Origin of the sequence: Halovenus amylolytica (assembly GCA_004015825.1) — an archaeon.
GTDB classification, from domain to species: domain Archaea; phylum Halobacteriota; class Halobacteria; order Halobacteriales; family Haloarculaceae; genus Halovenus; species Halovenus amylolytica.
The window spans coordinates 62475-78202 of record SAYS01000020.1 but is presented as its reverse complement, the minus strand read 5'-3'; the positions used below and the strand labels follow the sequence as shown (position 1 = coordinate 78202).

Annotated in this window: 16 protein-coding genes; 7 read left to right on the top strand and 9 right to left on the bottom strand. The window is 55.7% G+C overall.

What is annotated here, in order from left to right; all coding sequences use genetic code 11:
* Positions 1–94: 94 nt before the first annotated feature.
* The gene (locus EOW68_RS15475; protein WP_128226068.1) at positions 95–2125 is read right to left on the bottom strand and encodes a VWA domain-containing protein; all 2031 of its coding nucleotides are present in this window, start codon (positions 2123–2125) and stop codon (positions 95–97) included.
* Positions 2126–2408: 283 nt separating this feature from the next.
* On the opposite strand from EOW68_RS15475, the gene EOW68_RS15470 reads away from it, so the two are divergent.
* A complete protein-coding gene (locus EOW68_RS15470) occupies positions 2409–3200 on the top strand; it encodes a helix-turn-helix transcriptional regulator (RefSeq protein WP_128226067.1) in 792 nt (263 codons plus the stop codon).
* A gap of 85 nt (positions 3201–3285) precedes the next feature.
* On the opposite strand, the gene EOW68_RS15465 is transcribed toward EOW68_RS15470, so the two are convergent.
* From EOW68_RS15465 to EOW68_RS15455, 3 genes are all read right to left on the bottom strand, one after another.
* A complete protein-coding gene (locus EOW68_RS15465; RefSeq protein ID WP_128226066.1) occupies positions 3286–4284 on the bottom strand; it encodes a tyrosine-type recombinase/integrase in 999 nt (332 codons plus the stop codon).
* A gap of 650 nt (positions 4285–4934) precedes the next feature.
* Positions 4935–5666 carry an ATP-grasp domain-containing protein gene (locus EOW68_RS18890; protein ID WP_431358973.1) on the bottom strand — a complete coding sequence of 244 codons (732 nt, stop codon included), beginning with the start codon at positions 5664–5666 and terminating at the stop codon, positions 4935–4937.
* A 985-nt stretch (positions 5667–6651) separates the two neighbouring features.
* Positions 6652–7317, bottom strand: a complete 666-nt coding sequence (locus tag EOW68_RS15455) for a DUF389 domain-containing protein (RefSeq protein WP_431358974.1) — start codon at positions 7315–7317, stop codon at positions 6652–6654.
* On the opposite strand from EOW68_RS15455, the gene EOW68_RS15450 reads away from it, so the two are divergent.
* The 3 genes from EOW68_RS15450 to EOW68_RS18885 all read left to right on the top strand — a co-directional run bounded on the left by EOW68_RS15450 (position 7316) and on the right by EOW68_RS18885 (position 9717).
* Positions 7316–8140, top strand: coding sequence for an alpha/beta hydrolase (locus EOW68_RS15450; protein ID WP_431358972.1), 825 nt, complete (start codon positions 7316–7318; stop codon positions 8138–8140). The two genes, EOW68_RS15455 and EOW68_RS15450, sit on opposite strands and share 2 nt — an antisense overlap.
* A gap of 82 nt (positions 8141–8222) precedes the next feature.
* Positions 8223–9482, top strand: a complete 1260-nt coding sequence (locus EOW68_RS15445; protein WP_128226065.1) for a magnesium transporter — start codon at positions 8223–8225, stop codon at positions 9480–9482.
* A gap of 88 nt (positions 9483–9570) precedes the next feature.
* Positions 9571–9717, top strand: a complete 147-nt coding sequence (locus EOW68_RS18885) for a rubrerythrin-like domain-containing protein (RefSeq protein ID WP_431358971.1) — start codon at positions 9571–9573, stop codon at positions 9715–9717.
* A gap of 34 nt (positions 9718–9751) precedes the next feature.
* Here the strand turns inward: EOW68_RS18885 and EOW68_RS15440 are convergent, their stop codons facing one another.
* A complete protein-coding gene (locus EOW68_RS15440; protein WP_128226064.1) occupies positions 9752–10123 on the bottom strand; it encodes a hypothetical protein in 372 nt (123 codons plus the stop codon).
* Between the two features lie 142 nt (positions 10124–10265).
* On the opposite strand from EOW68_RS15440, the gene EOW68_RS15435 reads away from it, so the two are divergent.
* Complete coding sequence (locus tag EOW68_RS15435; protein WP_128226063.1) at positions 10266–10895, top strand: DsbA family oxidoreductase; 630 nt, start codon at positions 10266–10268, stop codon at positions 10893–10895.
* 1 nt (position 10896) lies between these two features.
* On the opposite strand, the gene EOW68_RS15430 is transcribed toward EOW68_RS15435, so the two are convergent.
* The gene (locus tag EOW68_RS15430) at positions 10897–11289 is read right to left on the bottom strand and encodes a pyridoxamine 5'-phosphate oxidase family protein (protein WP_128226062.1); all 393 of its coding nucleotides are present in this window, start codon (positions 11287–11289) and stop codon (positions 10897–10899) included.
* Positions 11290–11458: 169 nt separating this feature from the next.
* Here EOW68_RS15430 and EOW68_RS15425 point away from each other — a divergent pair, with 169 nt between their 5' ends.
* Entirely contained in the window at positions 11459–12223 is a 765-nt protein-coding gene (locus EOW68_RS15425; RefSeq protein ID WP_128226061.1) for a hypothetical protein, read from the top strand.
* Positions 12224–12233: 10 nt separating this feature from the next.
* On the opposite strand, the gene EOW68_RS15420 is transcribed toward EOW68_RS15425, so the two are convergent.
* Positions 12234–12983: an NAD(+)/NADH kinase gene (locus EOW68_RS15420; protein ID WP_431358970.1), complete on the bottom strand. Its 750-nt coding sequence runs from the start codon at positions 12981–12983 to the stop codon at positions 12234–12236.
* Positions 12984–13043: 60 nt separating this feature from the next.
* Here EOW68_RS15420 and EOW68_RS15415 point away from each other — a divergent pair, with 60 nt between their 5' ends.
* On the top strand, positions 13044–13607 hold the full coding sequence (locus tag EOW68_RS15415; RefSeq protein WP_128226059.1) for a hypothetical protein: 564 nt from the start codon (positions 13044–13046) through the stop codon (positions 13605–13607).
* A gap of 9 nt (positions 13608–13616) precedes the next feature.
* Here EOW68_RS15415 and mce read toward each other — a convergent pair whose 3' ends face one another.
* Together mce and EOW68_RS15405 are read right to left on the bottom strand one after the other, a co-directional pair.
* Entirely contained in the window at positions 13617–14003 is a 387-nt protein-coding gene (gene mce, locus EOW68_RS15410; RefSeq protein WP_128226058.1) for a methylmalonyl-CoA epimerase, read from the bottom strand.
* 16 nt (positions 14004–14019) lie between these two features.
* Positions 14020–15702: an acyl-CoA mutase large subunit family protein gene (locus EOW68_RS15405; RefSeq protein WP_128226057.1), complete on the bottom strand. Its 1683-nt coding sequence runs from the start codon at positions 15700–15702 to the stop codon at positions 14020–14022.
* Between the last annotated feature and the right edge of the window lie 26 nt (positions 15703–15728).

Here is a 15728-nt window from a genome sequence, read left to right as displayed (position 1 = left end):
CACGCAGGTACTCCAAACAGTCCTCTTTGTCAGGCAGAAACACCTTGCTGACGCTCTCTCTGCTGACCATGCTGTAGCAGACTACGAACTCCAGTCATGAGAAAGTATCCACCGCTACAGATGAGCGACTATTATAATTATTAGTTATGTCTGAATCATAACTACTCTCTGTCCCGTACCGTTCGAACGTATTTTCAAGAGAATTCACATCTGGAGCAGAGGCATGAGCTCCGAGTTCTGATAATACCCCGGTGGGTTGTTCGATACTCGCATCTTGATCTAGATATTCGTTATTGACACCAACGGATCCGTGTGCACTTGCAACATAGAGTATGGGGTCTATTTGATCAAAATCAAACGGATTGTCGCTGTCCATATCGAGGAATATATGGAACTTTTCTGAATCGTGCCAGTGGTAGTTGACAGAAAACTGATCAAAGACGTAATACCTCCAATACTGCACGGCTATGAGGTCCTGATCCCAAAGTGGGGTGCTGTCTTCGCCTGTGATCCCGACGACGTGGTAGAAAATCGTGGGATCTGGCGGAGGGTCCGAGTCAGGATCGTAGCCATCGTGGTATTCGTTGAGGGCAGTTGGGCCATACACCTCCACTTCCCCCTCATCTATGTAGTTCCGTGGATCTGTTGGATACCAAGGTTCGTCAGCATCGTACCCAAATTCGGGGGCGAACGCCTCCGCAACACCCTGTTCGAAGGGAACCACATCGATTATTTGTTCAGTAGAGCTTTGATTTCCATTGCTGTCGGTAACTCTGAGTGTCACGGTTTGCTCTCCGACTTCCTCAAACGCATACGTGACACTTTCACCGGTCACTTCAACATCACCGTCGTTGTCCATATCCCACTCGTAGGATTCTATCTCGGCATCTGAAGCATCAGAATCTGAGGCATCAAACGTTACGTCCTGTCCGGTGTAGGGTTCAGTTGGTGAATAATTGAACCGAGCTGTTGCCGTAGAGTCTCCAGGGGGAACTACAAGATCGCCCGAATCTGATCCAGTTCCTTCCTCTGGATCCTCGACTTCAACACTAATTAGTCGATCCTCGCCTCGTGAGATGCTTGTTTCATAGCCGAGGAGGTATGATGATATTACAGTTTCAGTGATCTCTTCGAGGATTACGCTGAAATCTGCGCTTGTGATATCTATCCACCTACCATCTACCATATCTGCCAACGTTCGCTTACTTTCTTCTGAATCCCCGAAACTTGGTGCGACCGCAAAAAATGCGATACCATTTGTCTGGAGATCCTCTGCAACCTCATCGATCGTGTATTCAGAAAACCCGCTACCGTCTCCGCGGTAGTGTGATACATTGTCTGTAATATCAACAATGACCTTCTGAGCTCCATCGCGGAAGTCGAAGTTCAGCGCCGCCTCGATTGCATCGAAGTTATCTTCTGGAGCGTCATCGCCGCCACTCGCATTGAGAGAATCAACTGCTGTTTCTAATTGATCTGCGTCGTCGGTAAATGTGAGATCAACGTCAACTGAGTCTTTGAAAGAGACGAGACCATATCGAGCATCGATATCTGCATTCTCAATTTGATTTGTAAGATCTATGACCTTCCTCTTCATTTCTCCAATTTCGTCACCCATACTACCCGTGTCATCAAATACAAAGGCGAGATCAAGAGAGGTGCTGGTGAAAGTGAATGATTTAACCGCCTTACTAATTTCTTCTTCAATAATAGTGAAGTCATCCTCGGTCAACTCTCCCTTTCTACCTGCTTCAGTGTCGACAGCGATATTCAATTGGATAAGAGGGTAGCTGCTCGGGTCAATACTCAGAATATCAACGAACCCTGATTCTGATTGTGCATCTGCAAATCCGATCGGTAGTCCCGATACACTAGCGCCTAATCCTACAGCTTGAAGAACGCGACGACGACTAAAATACCCCCACTCCGCTTCTTTTGAAGTAGTATTTTGTCTGTTTTGAATCGTGGTGTCGTCGAGAATATTATCGAGACTGGATGACTCCCTCTTATCGGATCTTTTTTTATTTATGCCATTTGTCTCATTTTGATTTTGGTTCGGTGGTTTTGATTTATTCACACATTCCTCAGTGATCTTGTCATCACACCCTGAGTCTTTTTCTGCCATGATCTACGAGTGATAGAGCGAAAGGACCCCACTTTATGTTATCTTATGAACACTTACACGCTGTGAAAATAGTATCATTAGCGGACTTTGAGAGCCTCTATCCCTATTTTAATCAGTTGTTACATGTTCACTCTATGCACAATTTTGTATGGGATGAGTATAATCTAACTATGATAATATGTCGTTAGTTGAAATAGGAATAATCTTAATACGATATTATAATACAGTGTTATTACGTATAACTCTGTCAAAAACTATAATCTGCCGTTGTATTATACTTTATATGAACAAGGGTATAAAAAAAGTAGAATTTCTCGCGTCTTCACAGGCTCGACTAGAAATTTTAGAAGTGTTGCATCAGGAGGATATGGTAGCAGAACATAATCTCAGAGATCGGGTTGACTGTTCACGAACAACTGTCATCCGAAATCTCGATCTGATGATAGAGGAGGGTTGGATAAAAAAATCAAAAAAGGGTTACTTGATAACCACATGTGGTGAGATTATTTTAGAACAGTTCATAGACCTAACACAGGCAGCTGAAACCACATCACAGCTGCAACCATTTTTAAAATGGATACCCCGTGATGAGATCACTATTGAAATCACAGAATTAAACGATGCGGAACTCACAGTGCCAGAGCCTGGAAATCCACTGGCAGTTGTGGACCGTCACGTTCAACAGCTCAAAGTGGCAGAAGATGTTCGATTCGCCCTGCCGTTTGTTGGCTTACATGCGTATGAAGTTGGGCACCAGCGGGTCTTAGAAGGCAAAATGGAGTCAGAGCTTATTGTTTCATCAAAAGTAGCCGAGATGCTACGATCCAATCAGAACTATGCTAGTCTAACAAAGGAATTACTCGATTTAGATCAGTTCGAAATGTATGTGTATGATGGTGATATCCCGTTCTGTATAGGGATTTTAGATGATACGGTCCAATTGATCTGTGATGGGGATTCTATGCCGCAAGCCATGATTGAAACCACGTCAGACACCGTTCGACATTGGGCTGAAAAAAAGTACAGTGAATTTAAGAAAGACACAACAAAATATTCTATAAAATTACTTCAATAGTACTATCTACCAATTGTGGGCTATTTGTTTTCAAGCTATTATTTATAAATTACAAATAAATTAAAAATATTAAATTATTTATTATTTATATATTGTTGAGATATTTTCGTCTTTGTTCGACTTTCACCTCTTGTGAACGTCGGTCATAGTGTTCGTCGAGAACTTTCCTGCTTACATTTGTCCGGTTGCTAACAACCTCAACTGGCACATCTTTGGTGAGGAAATGGGTAATCGATCCACGCCGAATCGCATGCGGACTAACTGATTCTGGACATTTGGCCTCTTCACCGACATTACAGTCTGGACACGGTTGGTCTCTGTAACATGGTGCTGTGACACGGTATATTGATCGACGCATGGTAGATCGGCGCATTCGTCCATATCTCGTCGTAATCAATGGTTTCCGCCCGTTGTCATCAGTGACATTGTGTCGCTGGATATCGATATAATCACTGAGAAGCTCTGATAACTCATCTGTCATTGCCACCAACCGCTCACCACTACCTCCATTCTTGAGTGTCGTCCCTTGGTCGGGTCGATGGACCAGTTCGATACACTGGTCATCAAATTTCACATCCTCTAAATCAATGGAGATGGCTGCTCCAATTCGCATACCTGTCTCCCATAACAGTGCCAACAGGACGTGATCAACTGAGGCATACTCGTAGGTGGACAAAAACTGTAGAATCTCCTTCGCGTCCTCGGCTTCAAGCATCACGTCACGCTTGCGCTTATCACGTTCTACACGTGGAACCATCACCTTCGTGTAGAGGTTTTCAGGAACAGCTTCCATTGAGCCCGCCCACTTGAGAAACACTCGAATTGTGCTCATCTGCATACGAAACGTAAGGGGGTTAATATCGCCTGTTTCGCTTCTCCAAAGACGGTACTCCTGAATATCCCTTCCTGAAAGACTGTTCAGATTGGTAATTTCCTGTTCATCACACCATTCCAAGAATGGTTTTAGACGATAACGGTGGTTTTGTACTGTCGATTCTGTGCAGTCGGTTGCCTTATGATCCAAGTATAGATCGATACCTATCTCTGGATCGAGTGGTTCGAGATTGCCTTTATCCGTGCTCATTGTTGTCACGGGCGCCCGTTAGAAGACTTCTCGCGCGCAGAACTGCGGGGGAAGGATTCACACGTACTACGTGGGCTATCCGCCCCAACCCATCCGCCTCTCACGCGTTCTTGAATGACCGTTAGCGCGTGGTTTAGGGCTTCTTACTCCGGATTCTACCTCCGCAGAGCTAAAACCGATTTTGGATTCGCACGCTGAGCGGACGCTCGTGTCTTGCACCCCAAGCACGTCCCCGTGATCTGTTGAACGAGAGATAAAAGTATCGACCGGATAGACCACGGCGCCCTAAGAATGGCTTATTCGATCTGATGCAGTTAAGCCATTGTGACCACAGTCAATGCAATTAATCATATCTATGAGGGTGCCAGACAACACTTCTCACAGTATTGATTTTAGCAAATAGAGAGTGAATCAACTACTCTGTAGGGTTGCGTCTCGAACACAGAATAATCTCTCAGATTAGTTCGGTATTCTGACTATCGTGCTGAATACACAACGCGTCTACAGCACAACCACGTCGGTTGTCCCGGTGTGAATCAAACAATACTCGTCGGTCGATCACACTGTTTTATTGAAAGCCACTGTGAGTTACAATTTCAGCCAGTAATTCGACACAGTGGACGCCCTCCCGAAGTTGCGGTTACTTCTTTTCATTCGCTTGGCAGACTCGTAATAATCGATTCGGTGAGAGCAGGCTCCAGTCCAGTGTCACGGTATCCAGCCGCGAGATTGACGTCGACAGCCCAATACTGGCCGTCGCCATCTTTGACCAAGTCAACCCCGACACCCCGAAGGCCGAACCGTTCAACAAGTTCTCGGAGTGACGCTGCAAGTGCTGGTCTGATCTCTATCTGGCCGATGAACTGTTTCTCCCCGTAGAGCTTCGAGGTGACGCGCCGCCCCGCGACGTGTATTTCTGACCCGTCGTCGACGGCATAATACTTGTAATCGACCGGCTCCGTCGGAATCAGTTCCTGATAGAAATCTCCCTCGCCGTTGAGTTCGGGTTCGTCGTTCCAGATGTAGTAGCCTTTCGCGACGTACTCGCCATCAGGTTTCTCGAAGGAGACTTCAGGTATGAGAAAACCCATCTCCGAAAGCGCTCGAAGACCGACAAGCCGTGAACTGAACAAAATCACCGCCTGCAAGTTGTTCCACAGCGCTGTCCCCGTCCGTCGAGCATGCCTGAGAGCTGGGAGTGCACTCGGGAGTGTTTTCTTGTTAACGATCAACGAGAGGTCGGCGATCTGTTCTGGTGACAGGTGTGATTGGGGATGGAAGAATCGAACCTGAAAGCCTGCACTCCGAAGACGCTCGGCGACGTCGCTGAACACCGGCTTGTGCTTTTGACACAGGATACCGATACCGCGATTACGTTCCATACGGCTCTACCGTGGTGTTCAAGCGCGAATCTGAATAGCATTCGGGTATGTGGCGATTTTACTACCAGGCATTATGGATGGGGGATGGTCTCACACACTCCAACTGATTATACACTGTATTCGAGTTCAGATCTGCAGAACGTCCCCTCCGGAACCGGGACATATCGATAGGATCTATGCTATCAAGATTGTCAGTGCTATCGGCACCCCCACACCAGCGACGGAACTGTATCGACTGGTGACGATGGGTTTGGACCGTGCTATCGGAGACGGCTGCTTGTTTTTCATTCAGATACGATTCGATCGCTTCGGACACAGTAATCTCAGTCATGCTATTACCCGTGCTTAGAGGTCCAAGAAAGTGAGATTGTGATCTCAGCAGTTTCGGATCCCTTCAGATGTCGTCGGAAAGCCCGCCCGCTACTGCAGGCAGGCAGGAACCGAGAGCGGAACGAGGAAGTCGGCGTAGAGCAAACACCCGCGGTTTGTGCGTTTGTGATGAACGGAAAACAGCCGTTGTAATCGTGAAACAGCTGTTTTCAGGCGTTTCAACTCCGCCCCAACTCCACCGGGAGAGCTTCGCTCTCCCGAGCCCTCGTTCACTGTATTCACGAGGACACCCCAACTATACGCGGCAGTACGGATTGCATTTGGCCGTATTTCCGGCCGACAGCGCTAACTAATTAACAACGTACGAGCGACCAGCCCGGTCTTTCCCGTCGCAGGTGACCACGAGCACGGAGCACGTCAGGGGCACGATCGCGGCCGCCGGCATCAAGAATGGGGAGACTGTTTTCGCGCCCTGCACGACGGGGGGTTTCCAGGTCTGCCACGATAGCGGGAACAGCCACGTTCATCAAGACCGAATCGATAACTGCGATACACGTTGACAAGCTTACCGCGATGGCCGGACTCCAGGACGACAGTGCGCTCTGATGCTGTTTCGGGTACTCCACTTCGTTCCGGAGTTCTCCGGTATCAGAACTCATCGAGACGTCATAGGAGAAACCAGTCGCTCGGGTTGTCGATCCGGCGTTCCCCCGTCGGATACCTGTGCCTCGATAAATCCGACGCGAACGGTGACATCCCGATCGAACTCTGTAGTCAACTGGTCGTCCCAGCGCTGAGCGAGGTCGGGCGGCACATCGCGATCCCGTGGAACACCGATACGGACGTTCACCTGCGGTTCGTTTCCGAGGAGCAGATCGATTGATTCGTAGTCGACGGTCACCGAAACGAGTTCGACCCCCTCGATGTCTGCGTCGTCAAACTGTTGCTGGAGTTCACTCCGGGTCTGCTGCTCGAAGGACTGCGTCTGAAACGTCGTCCAGGTGACTGCACCGAGGACGACCGAAAGCAATGCGATGGCGACACCGACGGGGGTCGACCCGGAGCCACGCATAATACTGAGCGAGCCGGCGATCCCCGATCCGAGCGCGAGAAAAAGCGACAGGAAGTTCGGGCTCGTCCGCTCGGCGATCTGAGGGATGGTCCGGATATCGAGTCCCGGCGGGATGAGTACAGTCTGCTGGAGGAGCCAGCCCATGACTGCCGCTGTCAGGATGGCAGCGAGGAGTCCGACGACCTGCACCCTCTGTTCGGAAGACCTACGGAAATTTCTTGTCTGTTGAACTGAAAACTGGATACCAATGGGTCGCTCTGGTGGCTACTGGCCGAAGATCCGCAGCCAGTTGAAACGACTGTTCGTCTGGATCGTCGTCGTCGCGATCGTGGTTCTCGTCGGTGGACTGGTCTACTTCTCGATGCCGTACGAGGGGACGGCAGCGAGTATCGACGCCGTCGAGGAAGACGACCGTGTAACCGTGGATCGGACAGATCTCGGCTACGTCCTCCAGCCAGCGGACGCGACGCCCGAGGCTGGTGTCGTCTTCTATCCCGGGGGGCGTGTTCACCCCAACGCCTACGTTGGCTCCCTCGCTGCCCTCTCCCGGGAGGGAAACGTCACTGTCGTCGTCCCGAAGATGCCGCTCGACCTCGCAATTCTCGACTATGGCTTCGGCCGGACGCCGGTGTGGGACGACGCTGCTGACCGGGCCAGGTCGGCACATCCCGATATCGATCGATGGTACGTCGGCGGCCACTCCCTCGGCGGCTCGATGGCCTGCCGGTACGCCGACGACAGTGACGTGGAGGGACTCTTGCTGTACGCGTCGTACTGCGACGTCGACCTCTCTGACAGCGACCTCGATGTTTTGAGTGTTACGGGCAGTGCAGATACGATCCTGAATCGAGGGGCCTACGATCGGAACAGTGCGAACCTTCCGGACTCGGCCCGGACCGAAACCCTCGACGGACTGAATCACAGCCAGTTCGCGAGCTACCGGGGGCAGGACACCCCCTCTGGCACAGGCTACGAGGTGGCTCACGAGCGGCTGAACGGAGTCGTTGTTCCGTGGCTTCGGAGCGCTCTCGCCGGTGACTCTGCAGCCCTCCTCGGTGGGATCCCGCGGTAGCTCCCTGACGGCAGGCGAGTTCAGCGACCGAGACCAGTGGCCAACCCCTATCACTTTGTGCCTGCCACTGTGGCTCTGTAGTATGCAAGAACAGTTGGCCACGCTCCAGCAGGAGCTGGCAACGTCTCCGGCCCCTGCAACGACGTTTTCGGATCTCTCGCAGGAACAAAAACGCGAGGTCTTTTTTGGGTTACCGGACGCTGTTCGCGAGCGCGTCGTCACTGATATGGACCGCGACCAGCTCCGCGAGTTCGTCGACGAACTCGACCCCGACGAGGCGACCGATGTCCTCGGATACGCCCGTGAGTCGACCAGAGAGAGTGTGCTCTCGAAACTCGCCAGCGATCGCCGCGAGAAGCTTAGCTTCCTGCTCTCTTTCGATCCCGAGAGCGCGGCCGGAATTATGGATATCGATTACGTCACCGTGGGCGCCCAGCGGGGGTTCCAGGCGGTCGCCGAGCGAGTCAGCCGCTTCGAGGAACGAACCGGGCGGATCCCGACGATTCTGGTGACGGAAAACGGGACACTGCTCGGAGAGCTCCCGGGCGCGACGCTCTCGATTGCCGACCGGGAGTCCGATCGGATCGCCGATTACGTTCAGGAGATCCCACACGTCCGCTACGATCGCGAGGACTCTGAAGTACTGGAAGTGTTACGGACGAACCGCGAGCGAACGGTCGCAGTACTCGACGAGACGGACGATATTCTCGGTGTGATCCACGCCGACGACCTGCTCACGCTCGTCGAGGAGACTGCTGGCGAGACGCTGTACGAGTTCACCGGCGTCGCCGAAGAGGAGAGTGTTCTGGACGGCCCGGCAGCCAAGATCCGCAGCCGGTACAAGTGGCTGATCATCAATCTCGGGACAGCGTTTCTGGCTGCAGCAGTCGTGGGCCTGTTCGAGACGACGATCGCCGCTATCGCGGTGCTCGCAGCGTATATGCCAGTCGTTGCCGGGATGGGAGGCAACGCTGGGACGCAGGCGATGGCAGTCACCGTCCGGGGCATCTCGCTGGGCCAGGTATCGCTGGCGACCGGCAAACGAGTCGTCATCAACGAGGCGATCGCCGGCGGTATCAACGGGATCATCACCGGCGCGCTGGTCGCAGTGATCGCGATCGCCTTCTCGCTCGCCGAATATGGCGTCCTGCTCGGTGCTGTCATCGGAGTTTCGATGGTCGCCAACCTCGTCATCGCCGGCTTCTTCGGTGCCATCATCCCGCTGGTACTCGACAAACTCGGACAGGATCCTGCTACGTCGGCGACGATATTTATCACGACGGCGACAGATGTGCTGGGGTTTTTTGTCTTCCTCGGATTGGCCCAGTTCGTCCTTCTGTGAGGTTTTCTCGGAAGTTTCGGCGTGATCTGTGATGAATTATCATCGCAAAAAAGGTATAAATATTGCCGAAAACTAAGGCTATCTACCAATGAGCATCAACCATGCCAACCCGTCGATCGACGAACTGTACTACGAGTGCACCCCGTGTGGCTACACCGCTCCCGCGAGTATTCCGATCGGACTCTGTCCGAACTGCGGGGAGTCACTCAACGAGAAAACCATCCTGACCCGATAACAGCGGCGACCCCACGGGTACTACCCTCTGTGGATTACTCTGTTTCTCTGTACGCGCAGTGGAAGCCAGCGACCTGCTGGTAGAAGGCTGGTACTACCGCGTTTCGAAGATCCGCATCTGGCTGATCGTTGAACTGTTCGAGGGTGACCGCTTTCGCATCTTCGATCGCCAGCGTGACGTGTTCGGGGATCCCGTTCTGGTCGACGCTGCCGAGAAAGGCCCAGATGAACGCCTCCTCCAGCCGGTCGAAAAATGTCTCCGTGGGTTCGAACGCCAGTTCACCGGCTGCGAGTCGGTTGTACGTCCGACTGACAAGCTGATCGCCGCGTTCGATCCCGTGGTCGTCGAACGAATCCGACGACGAACAGTTCGTTCCTTCGTCGTATGGTGCTCTCTCGGTTCCCATATCCAGTGTAGGCGACGTTGTCGGAAGTATGTGTGACACGTGTGCAGTTCACATGCACGGGCAGCCCACCTTTTTATCTCGTGTTGGTCTCGTGGACACACAGTGGCGATGGGCATTTGACTGTTCGTCTCCAATATTTCGTATGAGTCAACAGACCACAGAGTCAGTTCTCGTCTACTCCGATTACGTCTGTCCGTTCTGTTATCTGGGCTACGAATCCTTCGACCAGTATCGGGACCAGCGCGAGGAGCCGATCGAAATCGAGTGGCATCCGTTCGACCTCCGGGGCGGGCAACGCCGACCGGACGGCACCATCGACCACTCCGTCGACAACGGGAAAGACGATTCGTACTACGAGGAGGCGAGAAAGAACGTCGAGCGCCTCGCCGACGAGTACGACGCCGAACTGGCCCAATCGCTGCGGAAGGACGTCGACTCCTACGATGCCCAGCGAGTCGCTCTGCGCGTTCGTGAAGAACATCCCGAGGCGTTCGCAGAGTTCCATCGCAGTGTCTTCGACGCGCTCTGGGAGGACGGCCGTGATATCGGTGACGCCGACGTTCTCGGGGAACTCGCTGCCGAGGCTGGCCTCCCGGATGGATTCGTCGAGGAGGCCCTCGCCGACGAGTCCACCGCGCGAGCACTCGAAGCGGCCTTCGACGACGCCAGACAGCAACGGATTACCGGAGTGCCAACCTTCGTCTACGGCGAGCACGCTGCCCGGGGAGCAGTCCCTCCGGAACAGCTTCGACGACTCGTCGAAGGGGAGTAGTTCAGTTCTCCCGGACCGTCACGTTCCCGATCTCGACGTCGATCAACGTTCCTTCCGGTTTGCCGTCGTCGTCAGTGTACTTGTCGGATGCAGCTGACCCGGTGTACTTCTCGAACAGTCGCTCACCGATCTCGTGAATCCGCTCTGTCTCCTCGACCATCGACGCCGTCCCCTGGAGTACCGCGTGCCAGTCGTCGGTCTCGATGGAGGCCGCGACGCGGGGGTTCTTGCGGATATTCGCTAGCTTCCGACCGCTGGTGAACGCGAACAGATGCCCGTGGTCGTACAGAAACCAGACGGGCGCGACGTGTGGGCGGTCCTCGACTGTCGTTGCGAGATGTGCCGAGACGGTTGCACTGCCGAGTCGGTCCGCTGTCTTCTCGGTGATGGGCATACTGACTGTACGGCTGCCAGACCTATGAGTTTACAGCTACCGTAGCGTGACCTTTTGGCCTGTCCGGCCCAAGGTGGGTGTATGCGAATGCGGGATCCCCGACACAACAGACCCTCGACCGCCCGAACGACGGTTACACCAGCGCAGTCGTCACCACCGGAGGAGCACTGTGCCGGCTAAGAATCGTCACTACCGTGGGGCGGTCGAGGCACTCGCAAACCGCGAGTACGAGCGGGCTGGCGACTGTTACACCCGCTCCGGCTGGGCGACACTCGCCGATCCACGGGAGGGGTTGGATCCGTTCAGTATCGACGAGAACGGCTGGGTCGGGCGCGGTCTCCAGGCACTGACAGCGGCTGTCGTCGCCTATCGTGTCGCAGGTCGACCGGAGCGGGCTACAGATCGCGCGAGGGAGGGGGTCGCAGTTGCCAGTGATTTCGCGACCACCGCCGACCGGCCGGTCCAGGCCGCCTGTCTCCGCGAGTTCGTCGCCGATTTCCGCCTCACTGGTGGGCTCGACGGCCCGTCTGAGGCATATCAGGAGGTAGAGACTTCCTACGAGGCTGCCGCCAATACGGTCGAACAGCCACAGTCATCGGCCACGACACCGCTGTTCGAGGCTGCTGCAGGCACACTCAAACAGGTCGCCCGCGGAACCGCAAACGGCGAGATTGCGGTTCGCTGGGAGGACCTCCACGGCTCCGACCCTTCGCGTGCTGGGTCCTTCCTCGCACACCGGGCACAGTTCAAGCGCCAGCGATTCGCCAGCCTGCTGGAACAGACCCTCTCTGAGGGATACCTGGCCGCACCTCGCGGGACGACCGAGTACGGAAACGAGCAGTACCAGTGCCCGTCGTGTCACGCAGACGACGTCAACTGGACTGGCGAGTCTGTCCTCTGTCTCCGATGCTCCACGCCGATGCGCCGCGAATAAAAACAGTCGACTACTCGATATCGACGATATCGACCGTCTCGCCCGATCGTTTGATCTCTATCGGCGTCCTCGCAGAGAGTTCGTACATCTCGTCGTCGTTGTCGCGGGTGAGTACAGCCCCGGAAGACCGGCTGGTCTTCAGTAGTTCCAGCTCGACGACCGCGTCCATCGAACAGACTTTGTACACCGGCATCCCCTGCGGTTTGTGGATATTGTTGAAGGCGACCCCGAGCCCCCCCGAGAAGGTTCCACCGGTGATCGACCGGTAGTAGCCAGTCGCGCCAAAGGGCGTCGCGACGAGAACGCCGTCGCCGATGACACGCTCGAACTCCTGGATCTCGTCGCCGTCCCGGATCCGGATCGAGAAGACTGCACCCAGCACCGGCGAACGGTGGTGGAGACTGATCTCGTTGAGCGCCTGGTAGCCACCGCGGAGCTGTTCACCATCCTGGTATGCGCTGATCCGGTCGTAGGTCGTTCGCGTGAGCGTCCCGTCGCCACCTTCGAGCGAGTCGAGGGCGTCCAGCAGTTCGCTGCTATCGAGTCGCGACTGATTTCCCTCTGATCGACCCGCGAGCACCGGGAGAATCGTCGGATCGTCGTAGTTCCGCGCCGCGTGCAGGATGCTTCCGTCGCCGCCGAGTGTGATGATAATCGCGTCGCTGCGGTACTCCTCTGTGACCTCGAAGCCGTGGTCCGCAAGCTCCGTGGCCCAGCGGTCCCGTCTCTCCGGCTCGTTTGCGATGACGAAATAGCGCACGTGTGCTTGCAGTACCTTTTCAGAGGATGGATTTATACATGTTCCTTCGGACCACTGGATGTGTCACCCTCTCTGCTCGCCCGCTGTCTGCTCGCGGCTGGCGCGGCTGCTGGATTGTGCCAGAGCTACGCCATCCCGTTTCGCTGGAACCGCGGACCGGAGGGCCGGTGGTGGGAGTCTGTCCGCCGACGTATCTCCCGGCTGGCCGGTCGCCTCGACGCACAGGCCGGCCCCCGACCGATCGCAGCGTCGGAGTATGCAGGCTCGCTCGATCTATCACTCCACGAGACCGAGGCACTGCTGTGGGCGGACGGGTTCATCCGGAACCCCATCGCCCGGCTCAAAGTACGGAGCGGCACGCCGGTGGCTGGCTCGTGGGTCTCTCGTGAGTCGCCGCTTGCACCCCTGCAGCTCCATCTCATGCTGTTCGAGGGTGAGGATGGGACCGACGTCTACGCTCACCAAGAGCTATCGAGTGTCAACCCGCTCTGTGCGGCCGACCACTTCACCGGACAGGGCCAGTCAGTCGCTGCCGGCGTCTCCCGCGCCCGCGAGTTGCTCCCGCTGGATAGCTCGCATGCACCGGAGAACCCACCCGACGGCCCGTGGAATTCGACGAGTTGAATAGGACAGTCAATGCTCGACGAACTCGAGGAGGATGCCACCGGTCGATTTCGGATGCAGAAAGGCGACGTCGTGGCCCCAGGCACCCGCCCGCGGCCGCTCGTCGATCGGTTCGATCCCGAGTTCCCGCGCTCGGTCGAGTCGGGACTCGATATCGTCGGTCGCCACCGCGAGGTGGTGGATGCCCGGGCCGTTGGTTTCGAGATATCGTGCAATCGTTCCCTCCTCGCCCACTGGCTCCAGCAGTTCGAAGAAGCCGTTGCCCAGATCCAGAAAGACGATCTCCATTCCGTCGAACGTCTCTCGGTGGGCAATCTCGCAGTCGAAAAGCGCGGCGTACTGCTCGGCGAGCGTGTCGGCATCGTCGGTGACGATGCCTGCGTGATCGAATCTCATTCTCCGACCCTCACGCTTACATCGCCCCGCTTTGCTGGTGTTCACCGAAGACCGAACGCATCGCGTCACAGATCTCACCCGTCGTCGCGTACACCTTCACCGCGTCGACGATGTAGGGCATGAGGTTTTCGTCACCACGTGCTGCATCCTCCAGCGCGTCGAGTCGCGCCTCGACAGCAGCGTCGTCGCGCTCCTCGCGAATCTCTTCGAGGCGGCCTCTCTGCTTTTCCTGCTGGGCTTTCGAGACCTCCTCGATGTCGACGTGTTCCTCTTCCTCGACGGTGAACTCGTTGACGCCGACGATGATCCGCTCGCCGTTTTCGATCTCCTGCTGGCGTTCGAAGGCCGTATCCTGGATCTGGCGCTGGACCCAGCCCGCCTCGATGGCCCGGGTCATCCCACCGCGGTCTTCGATCTCCGCCAGGATCTCGAAGGCTTCCTCCTCCAGGTCGTCCGTGAGCGATTCGACGTAGTAACTCCCCGCGAGCGGATCGATCGTATCCGCCGCACCGGACTCGTGGGCGAGGATCTGCTGGGTCCGGAGCGCCGTCCGGACGGATTTCTCCGTCGGCAGTGAGAGCGCTTCGTCTTTGCCGTTGGTGTGGAGGCTCTGTGTCCCGCCGAACACTGCCGCGAGTGCCTGGTAAGCCACCCTGACGACGTTGTTCTCGATCTGCTGGGCGGTCAGCGTCGAGCCGGCGGTCTGTGTGTGGAACTTGAGCTGTTTCGAGGCTGGATTCCCGGCGTCGAACCGGTCTTCCATTATTCTCGCCCACATCCGGCGAGCCGCACGGAACTTCGCGACCTCCTCCAGGATGTTGTTGTGGGCTGCAAAGAAGAAAGAAAGCTGCGGTGCGAACTCGTCGACGTCGAGCCCCGTCTCTAGCGCCGCGTCGACGTATTCGATCCCATCTGCGAGCGTAAAGGCCAGTTCCTGGGCTGCTGTCGCGCCAGCCTCGCGGATGTGATAGCCCGAGATCGAGATAGTGTTGAAATTCGGGGTCTCTGCCGCGCAGAACTCGAAAATATCCGTGATGATCCGCATCGAGGGCTCCGGCGGGTAGATGTACGTATTTCTGGCGATATACTCCTTGAGCACGTCGTTCTGGATCGTGCCACGCAACTGTTCGCGGTCGACACCCTGCTGGTCGCCGACCGCGATGTACATCGCGAGCAGAACAGACGCAGGAGCGTTGATCGTCATGCTGGTCGATACTTCGTCCAGTGGAATGCCGTCGAAGACACGCTCCATATCCCGCAGCGAGTCGATCGCGACGCCGGCTTTCCCGATCTCGCCGGCCGCCATCGAATCGTCGGAGTCGTAGCCCATCTGTGTCGGCAGATCGAAGGCCATCGAGAGCCCGGTCTGGCCCTCGTCGCGGAGGTACTGGAACCGTTCGTTCGTCTCCTCGGCCGTGCCCATGCCCGCGTACTGGCGCATCGTCCAGAGGCGGCCCCGGTGACCAGTCGTGTACACACCGCGCGTGTACGGCTCCTCACCCGGAAACCCCAGATCGGCGTTGTAGTCGAGATCAGCGATATCGTTCGGGGTGTACAGACGCTCGACTGTCTGTCCCCCTGTGTCGGTCTCGAAGCTGTCCCTGCGTTCCCCGAACCGTTCGAGCGTGGGGTCGAGTGTCTCCGACTCCCACTGCGATTTCGCCGACCGGATCGCCTCCAGATCTTCCGGGTCGAACATATGCACAGCCTGGGTGCCTGCGGACT